Origin of the sequence: Marinospirillum insulare DSM 21763 (assembly GCF_000686905.1) — a bacterium.
Taxonomy (GTDB): Bacteria; Pseudomonadota; Gammaproteobacteria; order Pseudomonadales; family Halomonadaceae; genus Marinospirillum; species Marinospirillum insulare.
On the sequence record NZ_JMLW01000024.1, the window covers coordinates 1 to 17171 of the forward strand.

At 42.7% G+C, this 17171-nt stretch carries 16 protein-coding genes and 1 other RNA gene; 6 read left to right on the forward strand and 11 right to left on the reverse strand.

Going from position 1 to position 17171, the window contains the following annotated elements; all coding sequences use genetic code 11:
• From BP27_RS0110225 to BP27_RS0110235, 3 genes are all read left to right on the forward strand, one after another.
• A partial coding sequence (locus BP27_RS0110225; RefSeq protein ID WP_150112031.1) for a transposase occupies nt 1–341 on the forward strand: 341 nt, incomplete at its 5' end.
• A gap of 245 nt (nt 342–586) precedes the next feature.
• Entirely contained in the window at nt 587–2251 is a 1665-nt protein-coding gene (locus tag BP27_RS0110230; protein WP_027851472.1) for a sensor domain-containing diguanylate cyclase, read from the forward strand.
• Nucleotides 2252–2319: 68 nt separating this feature from the next.
• Nucleotides 2320–4029, forward strand: coding sequence for a sensor domain-containing diguanylate cyclase (locus BP27_RS0110235; RefSeq protein ID WP_027851473.1), 1710 nt, complete (start codon nt 2320–2322; stop codon nt 4027–4029).
• Here the strand turns inward: BP27_RS0110235 and BP27_RS0110240 are convergent.
• The 4 genes from BP27_RS0110240 to dmeF form a co-directional block, all read right to left on the reverse strand.
• Entirely contained in the window at nt 4026–5294 is a 1269-nt protein-coding gene (locus BP27_RS0110240) for a 2-oxo acid dehydrogenase subunit E2 (protein WP_027851474.1), read from the reverse strand. The two genes, BP27_RS0110235 and BP27_RS0110240, sit on opposite strands and share 4 nt — an antisense overlap.
• Nucleotides 5295–5305: 11 nt before the next feature.
• Nucleotides 5306–6283, reverse strand: a complete 978-nt coding sequence (locus tag BP27_RS0110245) for an alpha-ketoacid dehydrogenase subunit beta (RefSeq protein ID WP_027851475.1) — start codon at nt 6281–6283, stop codon at nt 5306–5308.
• Entirely contained in the window at nt 6280–7467 is a 1188-nt protein-coding gene (locus BP27_RS0110250) for a thiamine pyrophosphate-dependent dehydrogenase E1 component subunit alpha (RefSeq protein WP_027851476.1), read from the reverse strand. Before BP27_RS0110250 ends, BP27_RS0110245 begins: the two co-directional genes overlap by 4 nt.
• Before the next feature lie 164 nt (nt 7468–7631).
• Nucleotides 7632–8621: a CDF family Co(II)/Ni(II) efflux transporter DmeF gene (gene dmeF, locus BP27_RS15955; RefSeq protein ID WP_051610508.1), complete on the reverse strand. Its 990-nt coding sequence runs from the start codon at nt 8619–8621 to the stop codon at nt 7632–7634.
• Between the two features lie 178 nt (nt 8622–8799).
• Between dmeF and metG the strand changes: the two genes are divergently transcribed.
• The gene (gene metG / locus BP27_RS0110260; protein WP_027851477.1) at nt 8800–10860 is read left to right on the forward strand and encodes a methionine--tRNA ligase; all 2061 of its coding nucleotides are present in this window, start codon (nt 8800–8802) and stop codon (nt 10858–10860) included.
• A gap of 19 nt (nt 10861–10879) precedes the next feature.
• Here the strand turns inward: metG and BP27_RS15960 are convergent, their stop codons facing one another.
• From BP27_RS15960 to BP27_RS0110275, 3 genes are read right to left on the reverse strand one after another with little or no spacing between them, the layout of a single operon-like run.
• Nucleotides 10880–11635, reverse strand: a complete 756-nt coding sequence (locus BP27_RS15960) for an EI24 domain-containing protein (protein WP_036240052.1) — start codon at nt 11633–11635, stop codon at nt 10880–10882.
• A 31-nt stretch (nt 11636–11666) separates the two neighbouring features.
• On the reverse strand, nt 11667–11933 hold the full coding sequence (locus tag BP27_RS0110270; RefSeq protein WP_027851478.1) for a helix-turn-helix domain-containing protein: 267 nt from the start codon (nt 11931–11933) through the stop codon (nt 11667–11669).
• The gene (locus tag BP27_RS0110275) at nt 11933–13267 is read right to left on the reverse strand and encodes a HipA domain-containing protein (protein ID WP_027851479.1); all 1335 of its coding nucleotides are present in this window, start codon (nt 13265–13267) and stop codon (nt 11933–11935) included. Before BP27_RS0110275 ends, BP27_RS0110270 begins: the two co-directional genes overlap by 1 nt.
• Before the next feature lie 217 nt (nt 13268–13484).
• Between BP27_RS0110275 and BP27_RS0110280 the strand changes: the two genes are divergently transcribed.
• Nucleotides 13485–14864, forward strand: a complete 1380-nt coding sequence (locus BP27_RS0110280; RefSeq protein ID WP_027851480.1) for a class II fumarate hydratase — start codon at nt 13485–13487, stop codon at nt 14862–14864.
• 107 nt (nt 14865–14971) lie between these two features.
• On the opposite strand, the gene BP27_RS0110285 is transcribed toward BP27_RS0110280, so the two are convergent.
• Together BP27_RS0110285 and BP27_RS0110290 are read right to left on the reverse strand one after the other, a co-directional pair.
• Entirely contained in the window at nt 14972–15175 is a 204-nt protein-coding gene (locus BP27_RS0110285) for a cold-shock protein (RefSeq protein WP_027848657.1), read from the reverse strand.
• A 219-nt stretch (nt 15176–15394) separates the two neighbouring features.
• Nucleotides 15395–15856: a YaiI/YqxD family protein gene (locus BP27_RS0110290; protein ID WP_027851481.1), complete on the reverse strand. Its 462-nt coding sequence runs from the start codon at nt 15854–15856 to the stop codon at nt 15395–15397.
• Between the two features lie 93 nt (nt 15857–15949).
• Here BP27_RS0110290 and BP27_RS0110295 point away from each other — a divergent pair, with 93 nt between their 5' ends.
• Nucleotides 15950–16417, forward strand: a complete 468-nt coding sequence (locus tag BP27_RS0110295) for a flavodoxin family protein (protein ID WP_027851482.1) — start codon at nt 15950–15952, stop codon at nt 16415–16417.
• 40 nt (nt 16418–16457) lie between these two features.
• Here the strand turns inward: BP27_RS0110295 and ffs are convergent.
• Nucleotides 16458–16554, reverse strand: an RNA gene (ffs, locus tag BP27_RS16990) — signal recognition particle sRNA small type.
• A gap of 162 nt (nt 16555–16716) precedes the next feature.
• Nucleotides 16717–17097 (reverse strand): putative zinc-binding protein, encoded by a 381-nt coding sequence (locus BP27_RS0110300; protein WP_027851483.1) that lies wholly within the window; start codon nt 17095–17097, stop codon nt 16717–16719.
• Between the last annotated feature and the right edge of the window lie 74 nt (nt 17098–17171).

Genomic DNA, 17171 nt, shown 5'->3' on the forward strand with positions numbered 1-17171 from the left:
ACTGCAGTTGGAGCATGTATCAACGAGTGGTGACAGCTTATAACGAGCCAGATCGCAGACGTGGCAAAAAACTAATGCAAGCACTTATAAAAATAATCACAGCGCCTGACTTACCGATAGAACTTATTGAAGTTAAACGCTTAGGAAAAACATTAAAAAAACACGCTCAGAGCATCCTTGCTTACTTCGATCGCCCAGGCACTAGCAATGGACCAACAGAAGCGATTAATGGCAGGCTGGAGCACTTACGAGGCATAGGACTGGGTTTTAGAAATTTAACCAACTACATAGCAAGGTGCTTGTTAGAATCGGGTGGGTTCAAAAAGCACCTACACCCTTAAATGCGAAGAGCCAGATAAAGATATAAACAAAGCTAATTTTTATACCGCCATAAAGCAAGAGGAAATTCTGTTTACTCTAGAAAAAGCTACTTAACACAAGTCCCTAGCAATAAAGTCTTAGGTGCATCGGGTTTACATTGGTGCTTTAGCCCTTATAATTGACACCTTGTTTTTGAAAATGCATGGGATGCTATACTTTAAAATAGTTAACTAGGTATAAAGGAACACCTTAAACTGGAACCCTCTTGAACCAAACCCCAGTAAACACAGAAGCTTTGCACTCTGACTTAAGGTTAAAGCATTTAACCTTAAAGTATTTTTTTGCCTTTTTTTCAGGTATTTCTCTCTTTCTATTTTCTATCAGCCTACCCATTTACCTCCACTATGTACAAGGCATAGAAGACCAGCTAATAGCACAAGAAGAAACCTCTGTTGTAGCAGCTAGACAGATGATTCAAAGAGAAATGTATGAGCAACTACACATCTTCGATATGGTAGTTAAGTCTAATATTTTAAATGCTTATATTAATGACAACAGCTTAGAAAACCAGCTTAGGTTAGAAGATTTCTTTAAAAGCATTTCAACCTCCTTCCATCGTTTTGATCAAATTCGGCTGCTCGATAACACAGGCAAAGAAGCCATTAGAGTGAACCTAGTCAAGGGTGAAGGTGTGCTAGTCGCAGCCGATGAATTGCAGAACAAAGCCGACCGCTATTACTTTAAATCAGTTCAGCAAATGCCTGCTGGGCAAATCTACGTTTCACCTATGGATTTAAATATAGAAAATGACGTTATTGAGCTACCCCACAAACCCACCCTACGCATTTCGACGCGTCTTTATAATGAACAGGGCGAAGCGGCGGGTGTATTTGTTATTAACTACCTAGCCAAAGGTATGCTAGAGCGTTTTCGGCATTTAATGACCCAGCGTACCAACCAACAAGGAATGCTGCTAGACAGCCAGGGTTACTGGTTAAGTAATCATGTGCGTAGCAATGAGTGGGGTGCCGATTTAGGTAAACCCGACCATAAGTTTGCAAGCTTCTACCCCAAAGCTTGGCCCTCTATTAAAGCTAACAGCTCGGGTATTCTCGAGATAGATAGCGGCATTTTTCGTTATAAAGCAATTGAGCCGCTTAATTACTTAGAAGATCAACCAGCCCACTTTCGTCTTGAACATCACCCAACAATCACTAAAGAATCTTTTGCTAATACTAGCTGGAAGTTAGTTATTTTCATTCCACGTGAAAAAATTAATCAACGTACTTTTTTATACCAACCTTTTGGACGTGCCCTAACAGCTTTAATTCTAGTGTTAGTAGCTGTCTTATCTTTTTTTGGTGCTTCTTTCCTAGTACAGCAAAAAAATGCCGCACAAAAAGAAAAACAAACCCGTTTAATTTTAGAAAAACAAGCCAATATTGATGCATTAACTGGCATTAATAACCGCCGTAGTTTCTATGAGCTAGCTGAAAAAGAGCTTAAGCAAGCCAAACGTAAAAACACGCCCCTTGCTGTCTTAATGCTGGATGCCGACCACTTTAAAAAAGTAAATGACACCTATGGCCATGCTATTGGCGACCTAGTACTGAAATACCTAGCTAATAGCATAAAAACTACCCTGCGTGATGTAGATTTATCAGGACGAGTGGGCGGTGAGGAGTTTGCAGTTTTACTGCCTCAAACACCTCTACAAGAAGCGCTTGAAATTGCAGAGCGCCTAAGAAAAGCACTCGAAGCCTGCCAGGTTCCCTTACCTGAAGGCGATTCAATCAGTTTCACGGTATCCATAGGTTTAGCCATGCTGACTATTCAAGAAGAACAGTTTGATCAACTAATGAATAAGGCAGACTTAGCCCTTTACCAAGCTAAAAGCCAAGGGCGTAACCGTGTAGAACAAGCAGTCTAGTCAACTTAAGCAGCTAGACTATTCTTAATAGAAAGCTTTATGCTTTAGCGATACATAGAGAAACAAAATTGCCTACTAACACCCTTAAAGACCCTACTAACCCAGAATTAAATGAACTGGGTAATACGAAGATCAATCGCATGATTCTAATGCGATTTACTTTATTTTTATTACTACTAACAGCTCTTTTGGTTGCTCTTAGCCTACCCATTTATTCGGAGTATGAGACTGGCTTAAAAGAACAGTTATTAGCCCAGGAAGAAGTCTCTGTTGTATCAGCCAAGCAAATGATTCAAAAAGAGATGTACGAGCAGCTTCATCTACTCGACATGATTGTTGAATCTAACCCTTTAAAAAACTACCTAGATGAAACTGACTCTAAGCAAAATAAGCAGTTATTAGAGGCTATGCTTAAGAATATTTCTGCATCCTTTCATCGCTATGATCAAATACGTGTTTTAGATAACTCAGGGCAAGAAAAAGTTAGGGTTAATTTAATTGATGGTAAAGCTGTCACAGTTGCAGAAGAGTTCCTGCAAGATAAATCAGCTAGCTATTACTTTAAAGCAGCAAAAAAAATTCATATTGGACAAATTTATGTTTCAGCAATGGATTTAAACGTAGAACAAGGGAAAATAGTTGAGCCTTATCAACCTACTTTGCGTTTTACGACTCCGCTAGAAGATTCACAAGGCAAGCCTAAGGGAATGCTAGTCATCAACTACTCAGCCAAAGGAATGCTAGAGCAGTTTCGAGACATTATGACCCAAAGGGTAGATCAGCAAGGTATGCTCTTAGACAGCCAAGGCTATTGGTTAAGTAACCATGAGCGCAGCAATGAGTGGGGTTTTGATCTAGGCAAACCTGAACATAAATTTGCTAGTTTTTACCCTAACGCCTGGCCAAAAGTAAAAGAGAGTAAATCAGGCACCTTTGAAACCGATAAGGGTGTTTTTCGCTATGTCAGCATAGAACCACTCAATTTTAAAGATTACCAACCAGCCCACTTTCGTATTGAACACCAGCCACTGATAGCTGAGTCAGCTTTTATCAATACCAACTGGAAAATGGTTATTTTTATTCCTAAAGAGTTAATCAATAGTTACTCTTTTTTATACCAACCTTTAGGTCGTGCACTAAGTCTGCTGCTCATACTTCTCTTGCCCGCTATCGCTTTTTTAAGCGCCTATTTTTCAGTGCAAAGAAAGATCAATAAAATTAAAGATCAACAGCTAGTCGCCCTTTTAACCCATCGAGCAAATTTTGATGCACTAACAGGCATTAATAACCGCCGCGCTTTTTTTGAACTAGGTGAAAAAGAGCTTAAACAGGCACACCGCCAAGCAATACCTTTAGTTGCGCTGATGGCTGATGCCGACCACTTTAAAAAAGTGAATGACACCTATGGTCATGCGGTAGGTGATTTAGTTCTTAAAGATCTGGCCAAAACCCTAACTAACACCTTAAGGGATGTAGATATCTGTGGCCGCATTGGTGGTGAGGAGTTTGCTGTATTGCTTCCACACACACCAGAGGAGGAAGCACTTGAAGTGGCAGAACGCCTAAGAGAAGCTCTAGCAGCAAGAAAGGTACCCTTGCCTGATGGGAATACTCTTAGCTTTACTGTTTCTGTTGGCCTAGCCCTGCTAACAACTGAAGACCAACACCTAGACAAGCTAATGCAAAAAGCTGACCTTGCTCTTTACCAAGCGAAAGAGCAAGGCCGTAACCGTGTGGTGGTTTATCAAGAAACACCCGCAGTAGAGGAATCCACCTAACTTAGCTCGGTCAACATTCTAGCTGGCTTTTCTAGGTAGCTTTTCCAGAGGTTACAAAAGCTTGCTAAGGTTGCGCCGTCAACCACTCTATGGTCGGCTGACCAGCTGATATCCATAATCTGCCGTGCCTCTACTTCACCTGCTGCATTAAAACGTGGCAGCTTTTGCATTCGCCCTAAAGCCACTATAGCCACTTCTGGCTTATTAATAATGGGTGTAGCCACTGTGCCACCTATCACGCCAATATTAGAAATGGTTATACTGCCACCCTTCATGCTAGCTGGAGGCAAGCGTACTTCACGCGCTAGCTCGGTCACTTGAGTAATTTCACCTGCTAACTCTCTTAGCGTTTTATTTTGAACCTGCTTAATGTTAGGTACTAGCAAACCTTTGCTACTCGCTACCGCCATACCAATATTGATATCGCTTAGGTAAGTTAGCTGGGTGCAATCCGCATTCACTTGGCTATTTAAAATAGGGAACTGCTTCACTGCTAAAGCCAGTGCCTTCATAAAAAAAGGCATTAAGCTTAATCGCTGACCGGCCTGCTCAAACTCCAGTTTAAGTTCTTGGCGTAGTGCTTCTAGTTCCGTGACATCAATGGACTCAGCATAGGTAAAATGCGGAATGGTGGAATAAGCTTCTTGCATTTGCTTTGCCATAGCCGCTTGAATACCCTTAATGGGTTCAACTCTATTCACCTCAGGCTTGGCTAAGTTTTGATCTTGCTGGGTCTTATTTTGTTGAGCCTCGCTTTGTTGAATCTCGCTTTGTTGAGTGCCAGCTTGCTGTAAAGGCAAGAGGTCTTCTTTTAATACCCGCCCCTCTTTACCGCTGCCGACCACTTGGTTTAAGTCTAAATCCAGTTCTCTAGCTATGCGTCTAACGGCTGGACTGGCTAAGGCTTTAGCATTAGGGCTCACGGATACTTGATCGGCAGCTTTTGTTTCAACTTCTGCAACTTTTGTTTCAATTTCTACCGTTTTTGATTCAACCTCTGCAGTTTCTGTATTAGCCGCTGCCTCACCAGCAACCTGAATTTCAAAAAGTGGCTCACCTACCTTGGCTATTTCACCTTTTTTCCAATAATGCTTAGTAATAACGCCCGTGTGCATAGCGGTAATTTCAACCAAGGCTTTATCAGTCATCACATCGGCTACAGGCTGATCTTCTTCAACCGTTGCACCTTCCGCTAAATGCCACTCAACCAGCTCACACTCAACGATGCCTTCACCGATATCTGGCAGAATAAAATCGATCTTCATTGTTTGTCTCCTTAATAATCCATGCTGGATTGAATGGCATCTAGGGTTCGTAAAGCGTTAGGAAAGTATTCTTTTTCTAGCGCCAGCGGGAAGGGTGTATCCCAACCGGTAACCCTTAAGATAGGAGATTCAAGGTGAAGAAAGCAGGCTTCTTGTAAGCTGGCCGCTAATTCAGCACCAAAGCCGCTTGTTTTAGGCGCTTCATGGTTAATCACTAAGCGACCCGTTTTTTTAACCGAGGCTGCCAAAGTGGCTCTATCCCAAGGTAAAAGTGTACAAAGGTCAATCACCTCACAAGAAATACCTAACTCTGCTGCTTTGTCTGCCGCCTCTTCTATTACCTGTACCTGTGCACCCCAGGCGACCAAAGTTATATCTGTGCCTTCTCTAACCACTTCAGCCTTACCTAAGGGTAGCTGATAAGGCTCATCAGGTACTTCGCCCGTAGAAGCACGATATAGCTTTTTGGGTTCTAAAAATAATACTGGGTTGTTATCTGCAATAGAGGCTAAGAGCAACCCCTTAGCCTGATAGGGATTACGGGGCACAACCACCTTTAAACCAGGTGTATGAGTAAAATAAGCTTCAGGTGACTGGGAATGGTAAAGCCCACCATTAATGCCACCGCCGTAAGGTGTCCGCACTGTTAAGCTACCCACATCAAACTCATTACCTGAACGATAGCGGTACTTGGCAGCTTCGTTAACTAATTGATCAAAGGCAGGAAAGATATAGTCTGCAAACTGAATTTCAGCTACTGGACGTTGTTTTTGTGCGGCCAAACCTATAGCAAAACCAATAATGCCTTGTTCGGTTAAGGGGGTATTAAAGCAACGACTGGGACCAAATTTTTCTTGCAAACCGCTAGTCGCACGAAATACACCACCAAAGGCACCTACGTCCTCACCAAAACATAAAACGCGTTCATCTTGTTGCATGGCCGTTTCTAAAGCTGAATTAACGGCTTGTAATAAATTTACTTTACTCATTTAACTAGCCTCCCCGCTGTCGCTGGATAAGCCGTAGGGTTGCGCAAGATATGCGCTTTGGCTTCTTCTAGCTGCTCTTCCAAGTGCCAAGGCAACTCATCGTAAACATCACTAAATAGTGTTTCTAAGGGTGGCTTAGGCAGTTTTTCAGCCTTTTTCATAGCTTCTGCCACTTGCTTTCTATGTTTGGCAAGGCTGCTTTCTTCTTGCTCTTTAGTCCACCAACCCTGTTTAATTAACCAATGACTAAAACGAGCTACAGGGTCTTGCTCTCGCCATTTGCTTTCTTCTTCTTTACTACGGTAACCACTCGGGTCATCAGAGCTAGAGTGAGCACCTAAGCGGTAAGTCATGGCTTCAATTAATACTGGCTGAGGCTCTTCAACTGCTATTTTTCTTGCTAGGCAAGTGGCTTGGTAAACGGCTAGGGCATCATTACCATCCACCCTAAGGGTTTTAATTCCATAACCTGCACCACGGCTAGCAATGCCATCACCTGCAAATTGTTCATGCGTTGGAGTGGAAATGGCGTAACCATTGTTGCGGCAGAAAAAAATAACTGGGGCTTTTAAAACGGCTGCCATATTTAAACCGGCATGAAAGTCACCTTCTGAAGCTGCTCCCTCACCAAAGTAACAAATAACTACCTGGTCTTTTTTATCTTGCTTTAAACCATAGGCATAACCCGTGGCTTGGGGTATCTGTGTGGCTAAGGGCGAGGAAATAGTCACATAGTTAAGTGCTTTTGAACCATAGTGAACAGGCATTTGTCGACCTTTACCTAGGTCTAGTTCATTAGAGAAAATTTGATTCATAAACTGGTCAACACTAAACCCCCGATAAGCCAAAGCACCCTGCTCACGGTATTGGGCAAAAATAGTGTCTTCAGGTTTAAGCGCTGCAGCACTACAAATGTCTGCAGCCTCTTCACCTATTTCAGTCATGTAAAAGCTAATACGCCCTTGACGCTGTGAGGCCAGCATTCGCTCATCTAAGGCACGTATAAAAAGAAAGGTATCGTGAATCTTTAAGGCATGTTGTTTAGATAAATCGGGCGCTTCAGCGGTGGGGTAAAGCTCACCGTTTTGCTGCAAGAGACTAAACGTGGGAATTACTGATTTTTTAGGATCTAAAAAATCTGCTTGGTGAACCTGCTGATGGTGCAGACTAGGCTGATCAGTCATAGCATTACCTACTCAGTTACTTTATTGTTTTTTAAACCTTGCAGATTGTGTCCGCTAGGTTTACCGGAAGGCAGGAAGATCATTCTTGCCTTAAGCTGGTAACTTATTGCTTAGAAACAGATTAACAGTATTAGCAAATTTATGACAAGTTTTAAAAATTCATCTTACACGGCCGCTTCGCACGCCTGACAAAAATGCACTTCTATAATGGGGTGGTGCAAACCTGGTAAGTCGCCTAGCTGCTGCTTATAGGTATTGGGCGAGTTATCTAGATGGCTAACTAGGCTAGCGGTTAAAGTCCAAGCGCCTTGCCCTACAGACCAAAGGTGCAAATCTAAAACCTGTGTTCCCTCAATGGCATTTAACTTGCTTAAAACATCTTCCCTTAACTTATTAGGGGCTTCTGCATCTAACAAAATACCACCCGTTTGCCGTAACAAGCCCACTGCCCAGCGCAGCACAACAACCGAAGCCACCAAAGCAATGGCAGGGTCTAACCAGAGCCAACCCCATAACCAGGCTGCAACCAAGCCTAAAATAGCTGCAACCGAAGTTACCGCATCGGCAATCACATGCACCAGTGCCGCCTTTAAATTATTATCTTGTTGGTGTTCATGGTTATGCGAATGCCCATGATCCTGGCTAGGTTCATGGCTATGCCCGTGCCCCTGGCAAGCATCTTCACTACCTGCCAATAACCAGGCTGACAACAAGTTAATGACCAAACCTATAACAGCCACTAGTAAAGCTTCTTTAGCCATTAAAGCCTGGGGGTTAAGCAAACGATGAATGGATTCAAACACTAACCAAACCACTGATGCCCCTAAAAACAAGGCGCTGGTATAAGCGGCTAAATCAGCAATTTTTCCGCTACCAAGGCTTAAACGCCTGTCTTTGGCATGGCGGCGCGAAAAGTAATAGGCTGCCGTTGCCAAACCTAGCGCTAAAGCATGACCACCCATGTGAATACCATCGGCTAGCAATGCCATCGAACCTGTCACCCAGCCACCAAATATCTCTGCTACCATGGTCACTAGGGTTAGGATGGTTACAAACAAGGTGCGCTGTTCAGCCTTGCGCTTTTTACCCTGCCCAAAATCATGGGCTAAATGTAGCTTTTCTGCTGTTGTACAAGCCTGCCTATTTTTATCCAAGCAACACCTCAATAAAAAAACCAAAGATTAAACTCATATTGAATCGGTTATTCCACCATTAAGGATGAAGACACCTTATAATTCAAGCAGTTCACTGGTGCAGACCAGGTAAAAAATCGCTAAGATAGAGCCATTGTTTACTTCTTCACTTTATTGTTATCAAGAACTCAGGATACTCATGCCTCAACAATTGCCCACCCAACGCAAAATACTGGTTACCAGCGCTCTACCCTATGCCAATGGCCCTATTCACCTAGGCCATTTATTAGAATACATTCAAACCGATATTTGGACTCGCTTCCAAAATAGCTATGGCAACCTCTGCACCTATGTTTGTGCAGACGATGCCCACGGCACAGCCATTATGCTGCGTGCTGAGCAAGAAGGCATAACCCCTGAACAGCTGATTGATAGAGTCAGAGTTGAGCATCACGAAGACTTTAAAAACTTCCATATTCATTTTGATAACTATTATTCAACCCACTCAGATGAAAACCGCTACTTTTCTGAGCTTATCTATACGCGTTTGCGCGACTCTGGGCACATTGCCAGGCGCGAAATCGAACAAATGTTCGATCCAGAAAAAGGTATTTTCTTAGCTGACCGCTTTATAAAAGGCACCTGCCCAGAATGTAAGGCAGAAGACCAATACGGGGACAACTGTGAAAAGTGTTCAGCCACCTATTCACCTACCGAGCTAATCAATCCACGTTCAGCTATTTCAGGCGCTACCCCGCTACTTAAACCCTCTGAACACTATTTCTTTAAGCTACCCGATTTTCAAAATTTCTTAGCTGAATGGACGCAAGATGGCCGCCTGCAAGATGAAGTAGCCAACAAGCTTAAAGAGTGGTTTACCGACGGTTTGCAAGAGTGGGATATTTCCCGTGATGCACCCTACTTTGGTTTTGAAATTCCTGATGCACCAGGCAAATACTTCTACGTTTGGCTAGATGCCCCCATAGGTTATTTAGCCAGCTTTAAAAACCTTTGTGATCAGCGCTCTGACTTAAACTTTGATGACTACTGGAAACCCGATTCAACCGCTGAGGTTTACCACTTTATTGGCAAAGACATTGTTTATTTCCACGCCTTGTTTTGGCCAGCGATGCTAGAAGGTGCTAATTTCCGCACCCCTAACAGCGTTTACTGCCATGGCTTTGTTACGGTTAATGGTGCAAAAATGTCTAAATCTCGTGGCACTTTTATTAAGGCCCGTACTTATTTAGATCACCTTAACCCAGAACACCTGCGCTACTACTTTGCTGCAAAACTTACCAGCCGCGTCGATGACCTAGACCTCAACCTAGAAGACTTTGTATTTCGCGTCAATTCAGACCTAGTGGGCAAGCTAGTGAACATTGCTAGCCGTTGTGCAGGTTTTGTTAAAAAGGGAGGTGGTGTACTTAGCCAAATGAGCGAACCGGCCCTTTTTCAGCGTTTTGTCGATGCGGGTGAGAAAATTGCTGCCGATTACGAACGCCGTGAATATGGCCGTGCTATGCGCCAAATCATGGAGCTAGCTGACGAAGCCAATACTTGGATTAATGACCAAGCCCCTTGGGTGCTTGCCAAGCAAGAAGGCCAAGACGCTCTAGTGCAGGGTATTTGCTCAACGGGTATCAACCTTTTCCGCGTATTAATGGTTTACCTAACACCCGTTTTGCCAAAAATGTCTCAAACCACGGCTGATTTCTTAAAAGTCGACAGCATGAACTGGGCTAGTCGTAGCCAGCCGCTAGAAAATCATGCCATAGAAAACTTTAAACCCATGATGCAGCGGGTTGATGACAAGCAAATAGACGCTTTACTAGAAGCTAGTCGTGAAGATGTGGCCAAAGAACTAGCTTTGCAGGCAGGCACTGAACAGGCTGCTGTGCAAGAAGATGGCCCGCTACAAAAAGATCCCATCGCTGAAGAAATCAATTTTGATGATTTTATGAAAGTGGATTTACGCATTGCCAAAATTATTCAATGCGAAGCCGTGCCTAAGGCGAATAAGCTGCTTAAACTTACCCTAGATTTAGGCGGCGAAACCCGCACGGTTTTTTCAGGCATTAAAAGCGCTTATAAACCAGAAGAACTCGAAGGCAAGCTAACTGTGATGGTCGCAAACCTTGCCCCTCGTAAAATGAAGTTTGGTTTATCAGAGGGCATGGTGTTAGCGGCTGGTGACGGCAGTGATATTTATATCTTAGAACCCCACGAAGGCGCACAGCCAGGTATGCGCGTGGTTTAGTTCCTTTTAAGTTGCTGCTTTAAATTGCTTGCTTCACCTTCAACTGCAAGGCCCAATGCGCCAGAAAAATCACTGCGATGACTGGCGCAAAAAAACTAACAAAAGGAAAGACAGTTAAGGCATAAATAAGCATCAATCCCAGTGTTGGTGTGCTCTGCCATAAAGAGCGCACCGCCTGAAACTCCTGATCACTTAATACCACTTGGCCTACATCTAGAAAAATAGCGTAGCGGAAAAACAAAAAGCCCAAAAACCACAGCCAAACAATATTCACTAAAGGAATAAATAATAGCGGAACCCCAAGCAGTAGCAGCAGCAGTAAAAACACCCCATAACCCAGCATCTTCATTATTAAGCCAAAAAAACTGCCATGCCCTTGGTATTCCACACTCGGGTAATGAATATCCCTGACGGCTTTAACAAGGCTATCGGTCATAAAAGCGGTAATAATCAGCGCCACAATTAGCACTAGGTAACTGCCCAATAAAAAACTGACAATACCAACAAACAAGGTAAACAAGCTCAGAATTGTCCAAACCAGTATTGCACCAACAACAGGGATACTGGCTAACCATTGTTCTACACTGTCAGCTGCTGCATTCATTTCAACAACATAAGTATTTTGGGTTAACCAATCACTGGTTAATAGCAAACCAAAAAAGCTATAGCCTAAAATAGAGACCAACACCATAGAAATTAAAAAAGGCAAAAATAAGCGCCATAAAATAGCAGGGTGTTTAAGGTCTAACAGGGTTTTCCAAAGTAGCGACAGCATTTTTTATTCTCTGGGTGGTTTTAAACTGAGTTTAATTGGGCGGGCATTTAATAACACCCATTCTCATGCCAAATAACTTAAAAATATTATTAAGTGTCTGCAAGGTTGGGTTGCCTTGATCATACTCTACTTGTCGCAAGGCCCTTAAAGAAATCTTGCACATACGAGCAAACTGGTCTTGGCGCAAACCTGTCACATCTTTTCGTAAAGAATAGACTGCTTGACCAATACTTATTTCCCCTTGAGTCAATTGGTCTAACAAATCACTCAAATATTGCTCACGCTCTAAAATATCCATTACCGAACCAAGCCCCTGTTAGATAGATACTTGGGTAGGTAACTCAAAGGTATCCTAGGGTGCTGCCAAGTTTGTTCAGGCAGACCTAAATCTAACAGAAGGTCAGGTAAAGCTAAAAGCTTACTGGCTAGCTTACATAACTCATCATAGAGCCATTCTGCAGATAAATTAGCTATTTCTGCTGTCATTTGACAAACTTTTAGCCAATTAACCTCTCCACCTAACTCAGCCGACTGGGGCCACTTAGTAGTACGAGTAACTCCCTCTTCATCCATCACCATGGGAGCCAAATCATAAATAGGTGCCAGCTTTAATGTTTGTTCAGTACGAATAATAGAGAGGTTGCGACCATGGTTATCGCTATTGCCCACTACTAAATTTAATAAATCACGACTTAAATAGTCTAGGACTAAGGCAGGAATATCCTCTACCTGACCCTCTTTTTGCCATAACTTTAACAAGCACTTTAATACATCCAAATGCTTTAAATAACTACCGGGTATTGTTACCTTCAATAAAGAATAAATAGACTCTAGAGCAAACCTATCAACCTGGTGGTTAGTGTGTTTTCGATCAAAACGCTGCATCCATAAACTAGGTTTACTTCCTTCCTCTAGCCTTAAATCAGCTTGATCGACGGTTAAAAAGCCAAGTTTATCAATAGCTTGGTAATAACAGTATTCACTACGCAAAATGTCTTGATCAACAGTACCAGCACGATTACGTGGAAACTTTATAAACCAGTGTTTCATTGCCAAGTTATCTGCAAGCACAGCATCTGGATAGAGCAAACCTTGGCTCGTCTCTGTCAGTAACAGCTTGGGGGCTTCACCTCCTGCACCTGTTGCACCACCGATAGCAGCTCCCTGCTCATAAGCATATTCAAGAAACTGTTGATCTCTCTGCACAACTTCATTGCGAGAAAAGCCTAACTCTTTCGCTGATTTTAACAATTCAGAGGCTTCTTTAATTCGCAGATGACCTATAGGTGCAGGCGTAGCAGTAGCCAACAAGAATACATCCATAGCAAGGTTGTTAGGACGAAGCTCCCCATAACGCGCTTCTAAAAAGCGTCTTGCTGCTCCAGCTGGAGTAATATCTTGCAGTAAAGCCAGTACCTCTGAACCAGAATAAGTATCCCAACTTAAAGGATGGTTAGCGCTTAGCGACCAAGCCAAACGAGTTGAAAGCTTCTCTAAGTGCTCTACTAGATAGTCAGGTTTGTACCCAAGCTTACAGCCTGCCTTAAGGCCTACTTGAGGGTTAAAAATACTAAGCTCAGCTGCATCCCACCAATGATTTTCTACATAAATCTGTAAAGTTAGCTTGTACATTACAACGTCACCCCAACTCTTACCCAAGCTTAAAAGGCATTTTAATGCCTAAAATATTAGCACAGGCCTTTATAACAGGCAATTTAATGCCTAAAATATCGAAAAGCAGTTATTTATCGGCATTATATTGCTTAATCAAATCATCGCTTACTCTTTTGCTTAAGTTGCTCTAAACTGGCTAGGTAAATGCGATTAATTATCAAAAGGTTTAACCATTATGACAAATATCCGTATAGAAAAAGATAGCCTTGGCGAAATAGAAGTGCCTGCTAATGCACTTTATGCTGCTCAAACTCAACGAGCTATCAATAACTTTCCTATAAGTGGGCAAGCTCTGCCTGAAAGCTTTATTCGCGCTTTGCTATTAGTAAAAATAACCGCTGCTAAAGCCAATGCACAATTGGGTTTAATTAGCCAAGCAATGGCTGAAGCCATCGAAGAAGCAGCGGATTTACTGCTAGCTGATGACGATTTAATGCGTCATTTCCCCATAGATATCTATCAAACTGGCTCGGGCACTAGCAGCAATATGAATGCCAATGAAGTATTAGCTACTTTGGCAACCCGCATTTTAGGGAAAACGGTGAGCGCTAATGATCATATAAATTGTAGCCAAAGCAGCAATGATGTGATTCCTACCAGCATTCACCTCAGTGCAGAATTATTACTCAATGAAAAGCTTTTGCCTGCCCTTAGGCAGTTAGAAAAAAGCTGTTTTGAAAAAGCCCAAGAGGTTGGACACCTAGTTAAAACGGGTCGCACCCACCTAATGGATGCCATGCCAGTCACTTTAGAGCAAACATTGGGTAGCTGGGCCACTCAAATTCAACACAATATACAGCGCCTAACTAGCCTACAGCCACAACTGCAAAGTTTAGCCCAAGGCGGTACTGCAGTAGGTACGGGTATTAATGCTCACCCTGAATTTGCAGGAATTTTTAATAAGCTGCTGAGTGAGCAAACAGGTTTAGAATTTAAGCCTGGCGAAAACCTTTTTGTTTTAATTGGTTCGCAAGATACAGCTGTAGCCCTGTCTGGTATGTTAAAAACCACCGCAGTGAGCTTAATGAAAATCAGCAATGATTTACGCTGGATGAATTCAGGGCCTTTAGCGGGTATAGGTGAGATTGAGTTAGAAGCCTTACAACCCGGCTCTTCAATTATGCCAGGTAAAGTCAACCCAGTTTTGCCCGAAGCGGTTGCTATGGTGGCGGCTAAAGTGATGGGGAATGACACTACAATAAGCATTGCTGGGCAATCTGGTAACTTTGAATTAAACGTAATGCTGCCACTTGTGGCCGCAAATTTAATTGATAGCCTAGAAATTCTTAGCAGCGCCAGCAGGCTATTAGCCGATAAAGCCATTAGTAGCTTTAAGGTTAATGAAGCCCAGTTAGAAGAAGCTTTAGCACGCAACCCTATTTTGGTGACTGCACTTAACCCGTTAATTGGCTATGAAAAAGCTGCACAAATAGCCAAACAAGCTTATAAAGAAGGCAGAGCAATTATTGATGTTGCAGCAGAAAAAACCGATATTTCTCGTGAAGAACTAACTGTTTTGCTTGACCCAGCACGCTTAACCCAAGGCGGCGTGTAAGTTATTGGTGAATAACAGCTTGTGAATAGTAGCCATAAAAAAACCCACCAAATAAGGTGGGTTTTTTTATGCAGCTAACTGGTTAAAACCAGTTGAACTCTAAGTTATTAGATAACTTGGATGTTCGCAGCTTGCTTGCCTTTAGGACCAGTGGTCACATCAAAGGAAACTTTCTGATTTTCTGCTAGAGACTTGAAGCCTGAAGATTGAATTTCAGAGAAGTGAGCAAATAGGTCGTCGCCGCCATCATCAGGAGTAATAAAACCAAAACCTTTAGTGTCGTTAAACCATTTTACTGTGCCGTTAGCCATTTCGATAATACCTTATAAAAAATTAGATTAAGAACTTGTAGGAGAAATTTCCCAGGTTCAATGTTGCGGGAATTAAGATAGGCCTAATCTAGGACTGGGGTTACCGAAAACTTATAGCTAAACTTCGATCACAGTACTGTCTAAACTTTAATTACTACCTTGCAACCAACGAGCGCTAGATTGCGCCTATTCCAAGGTTAAGTCAACTTATATCTACATTTATTTATTTTGGCGCTGATAACGGGTTAAAATTCTATCTAACTGATTAGAGAACTCGCGCCTATCTGCCTGACTTAGCGCTGCTGGTCCTCCAGTTTGAACACCACTAGAACGCATCGTATCCATAAAATCACGCATATTCAGCCGTGCCTTAATCGTATCTAAAGTGTAAAGCTCGCCTCTGGCATTCAGCGCCAAGCCACCTTTTTCAATCACTTCAGCTGCTAAAGGAATGTCGCTGGTAATCACTAAATCACCAGCTTCTACTCTACGCACTATTTCATCATCGGCTACATCAAAACCTTGCATCACCTGAATAGCACTCACCCACTCAGAATTAGCAGGCACACGCGAAGGCTGGTTAGCTACCATAATTAATGGGATTTTTACTCGCTCTGCGGCTTTAAATAAAATTTCTCGCAGCACACCCGGGCAAGCATCGGCATCGACCCAAATTTTCATTCGCTTTCCTATTTTTAACTAAAACCCACACTAAAAAAATAATTGATTGCTGTTATTCTACTACGAACACGCGCATTTAAAGGAGATGAATTAATGCCTAACAAAGAACTATTAATTGTTGCCCATGCCCCCTCACCTAATACGCAAGCTTTAGTTGAAGCACTTTTGAAAGGCACACAACACCCAGATTTAGACAAGGTAACCAGCCGTTGGGTAGCACCTTTAGAAGCCACGCCTGAAGATGTGTTAGCTGCCGATGCGATTATTTTAGGTACTACAGAAAACCTAGGCTACATGAGCGGTGCGTTAAAAGATTTTTTTGATCGCTGCTATTACCCAGTGCTTGAAAAGAAGCAAGGTTTACCCTGTGCTCTGTATATACGAGCAGGGTTAGATGGTACAGGCACACGTCGCGCTGTAGAAAGCATAGTGACAGGCTTACGCTGGAATTGGGTGCAAGAGCCGCTAACCCTTAAAGGTGAATGGCAAGAAAGCTTTTTAGAAGACGTTGAAGAGCTAGGATTAACTGTTGCGGCGGGTTTAGACAGCGGAGTTTTTTAGTTCTTTAAAACTTAAATGCTCGTCCTGAAATGGAGATGGCCCCTACCAGCCACATCCCGGCACACAACTCCATCACTACCGTTGCTCCCTTCCGGGCCTGGCGGGGTTCGTGACTTCGTGTTGCGAGAGGACCAATAAGGGCCACCACAAAACTTACTAAAAACTGCAACCTATTACTGCCTGATTGCGAGCAGCATAGTATCAAGAGCAACCAGCCTTGGCAAGACCTCAGTCAAAAAAGACTGAAAAATCAATAGCTAGCTCCAAAATCGCTAGCCTTAAATCCAGAGTTAAAAATTTTATATGCTTTTTAAAGGGATGAGTTTATCTAAAAAATCTTGCTTAACTTTTTCAACAATTGGATAGAGCTCATCGCCATATTCTTCATCACAATGTTTTTTTAGGCCTTCCTCTGATAGTAAAATATAATGATCTTCAGTCACATCAATCGTATTTAGACTGCGTTGCGCGCACCTTAAAGGGCAACCATCAATCACTAAAATAGGCCGACCAGAACGTGCTAGACGCCTTAAGGGTTTTACCCTACCGCCTATGCCGGCAATACAGGACATTTCTGCTAGCTGGTTTCTATCAAGGTACACAGCTACACGGTTAGCTAACTGGGCTACCTGTGAACAGCCAGAACAAGAATAAACTATAGGGAAGGATTGCTTATCCATAGTAAATACTCCTCATTAATTAGGCTTTAGGAGATTTTACAACTAGAAACAATACTAGCCCTTAGTTTTGCTAA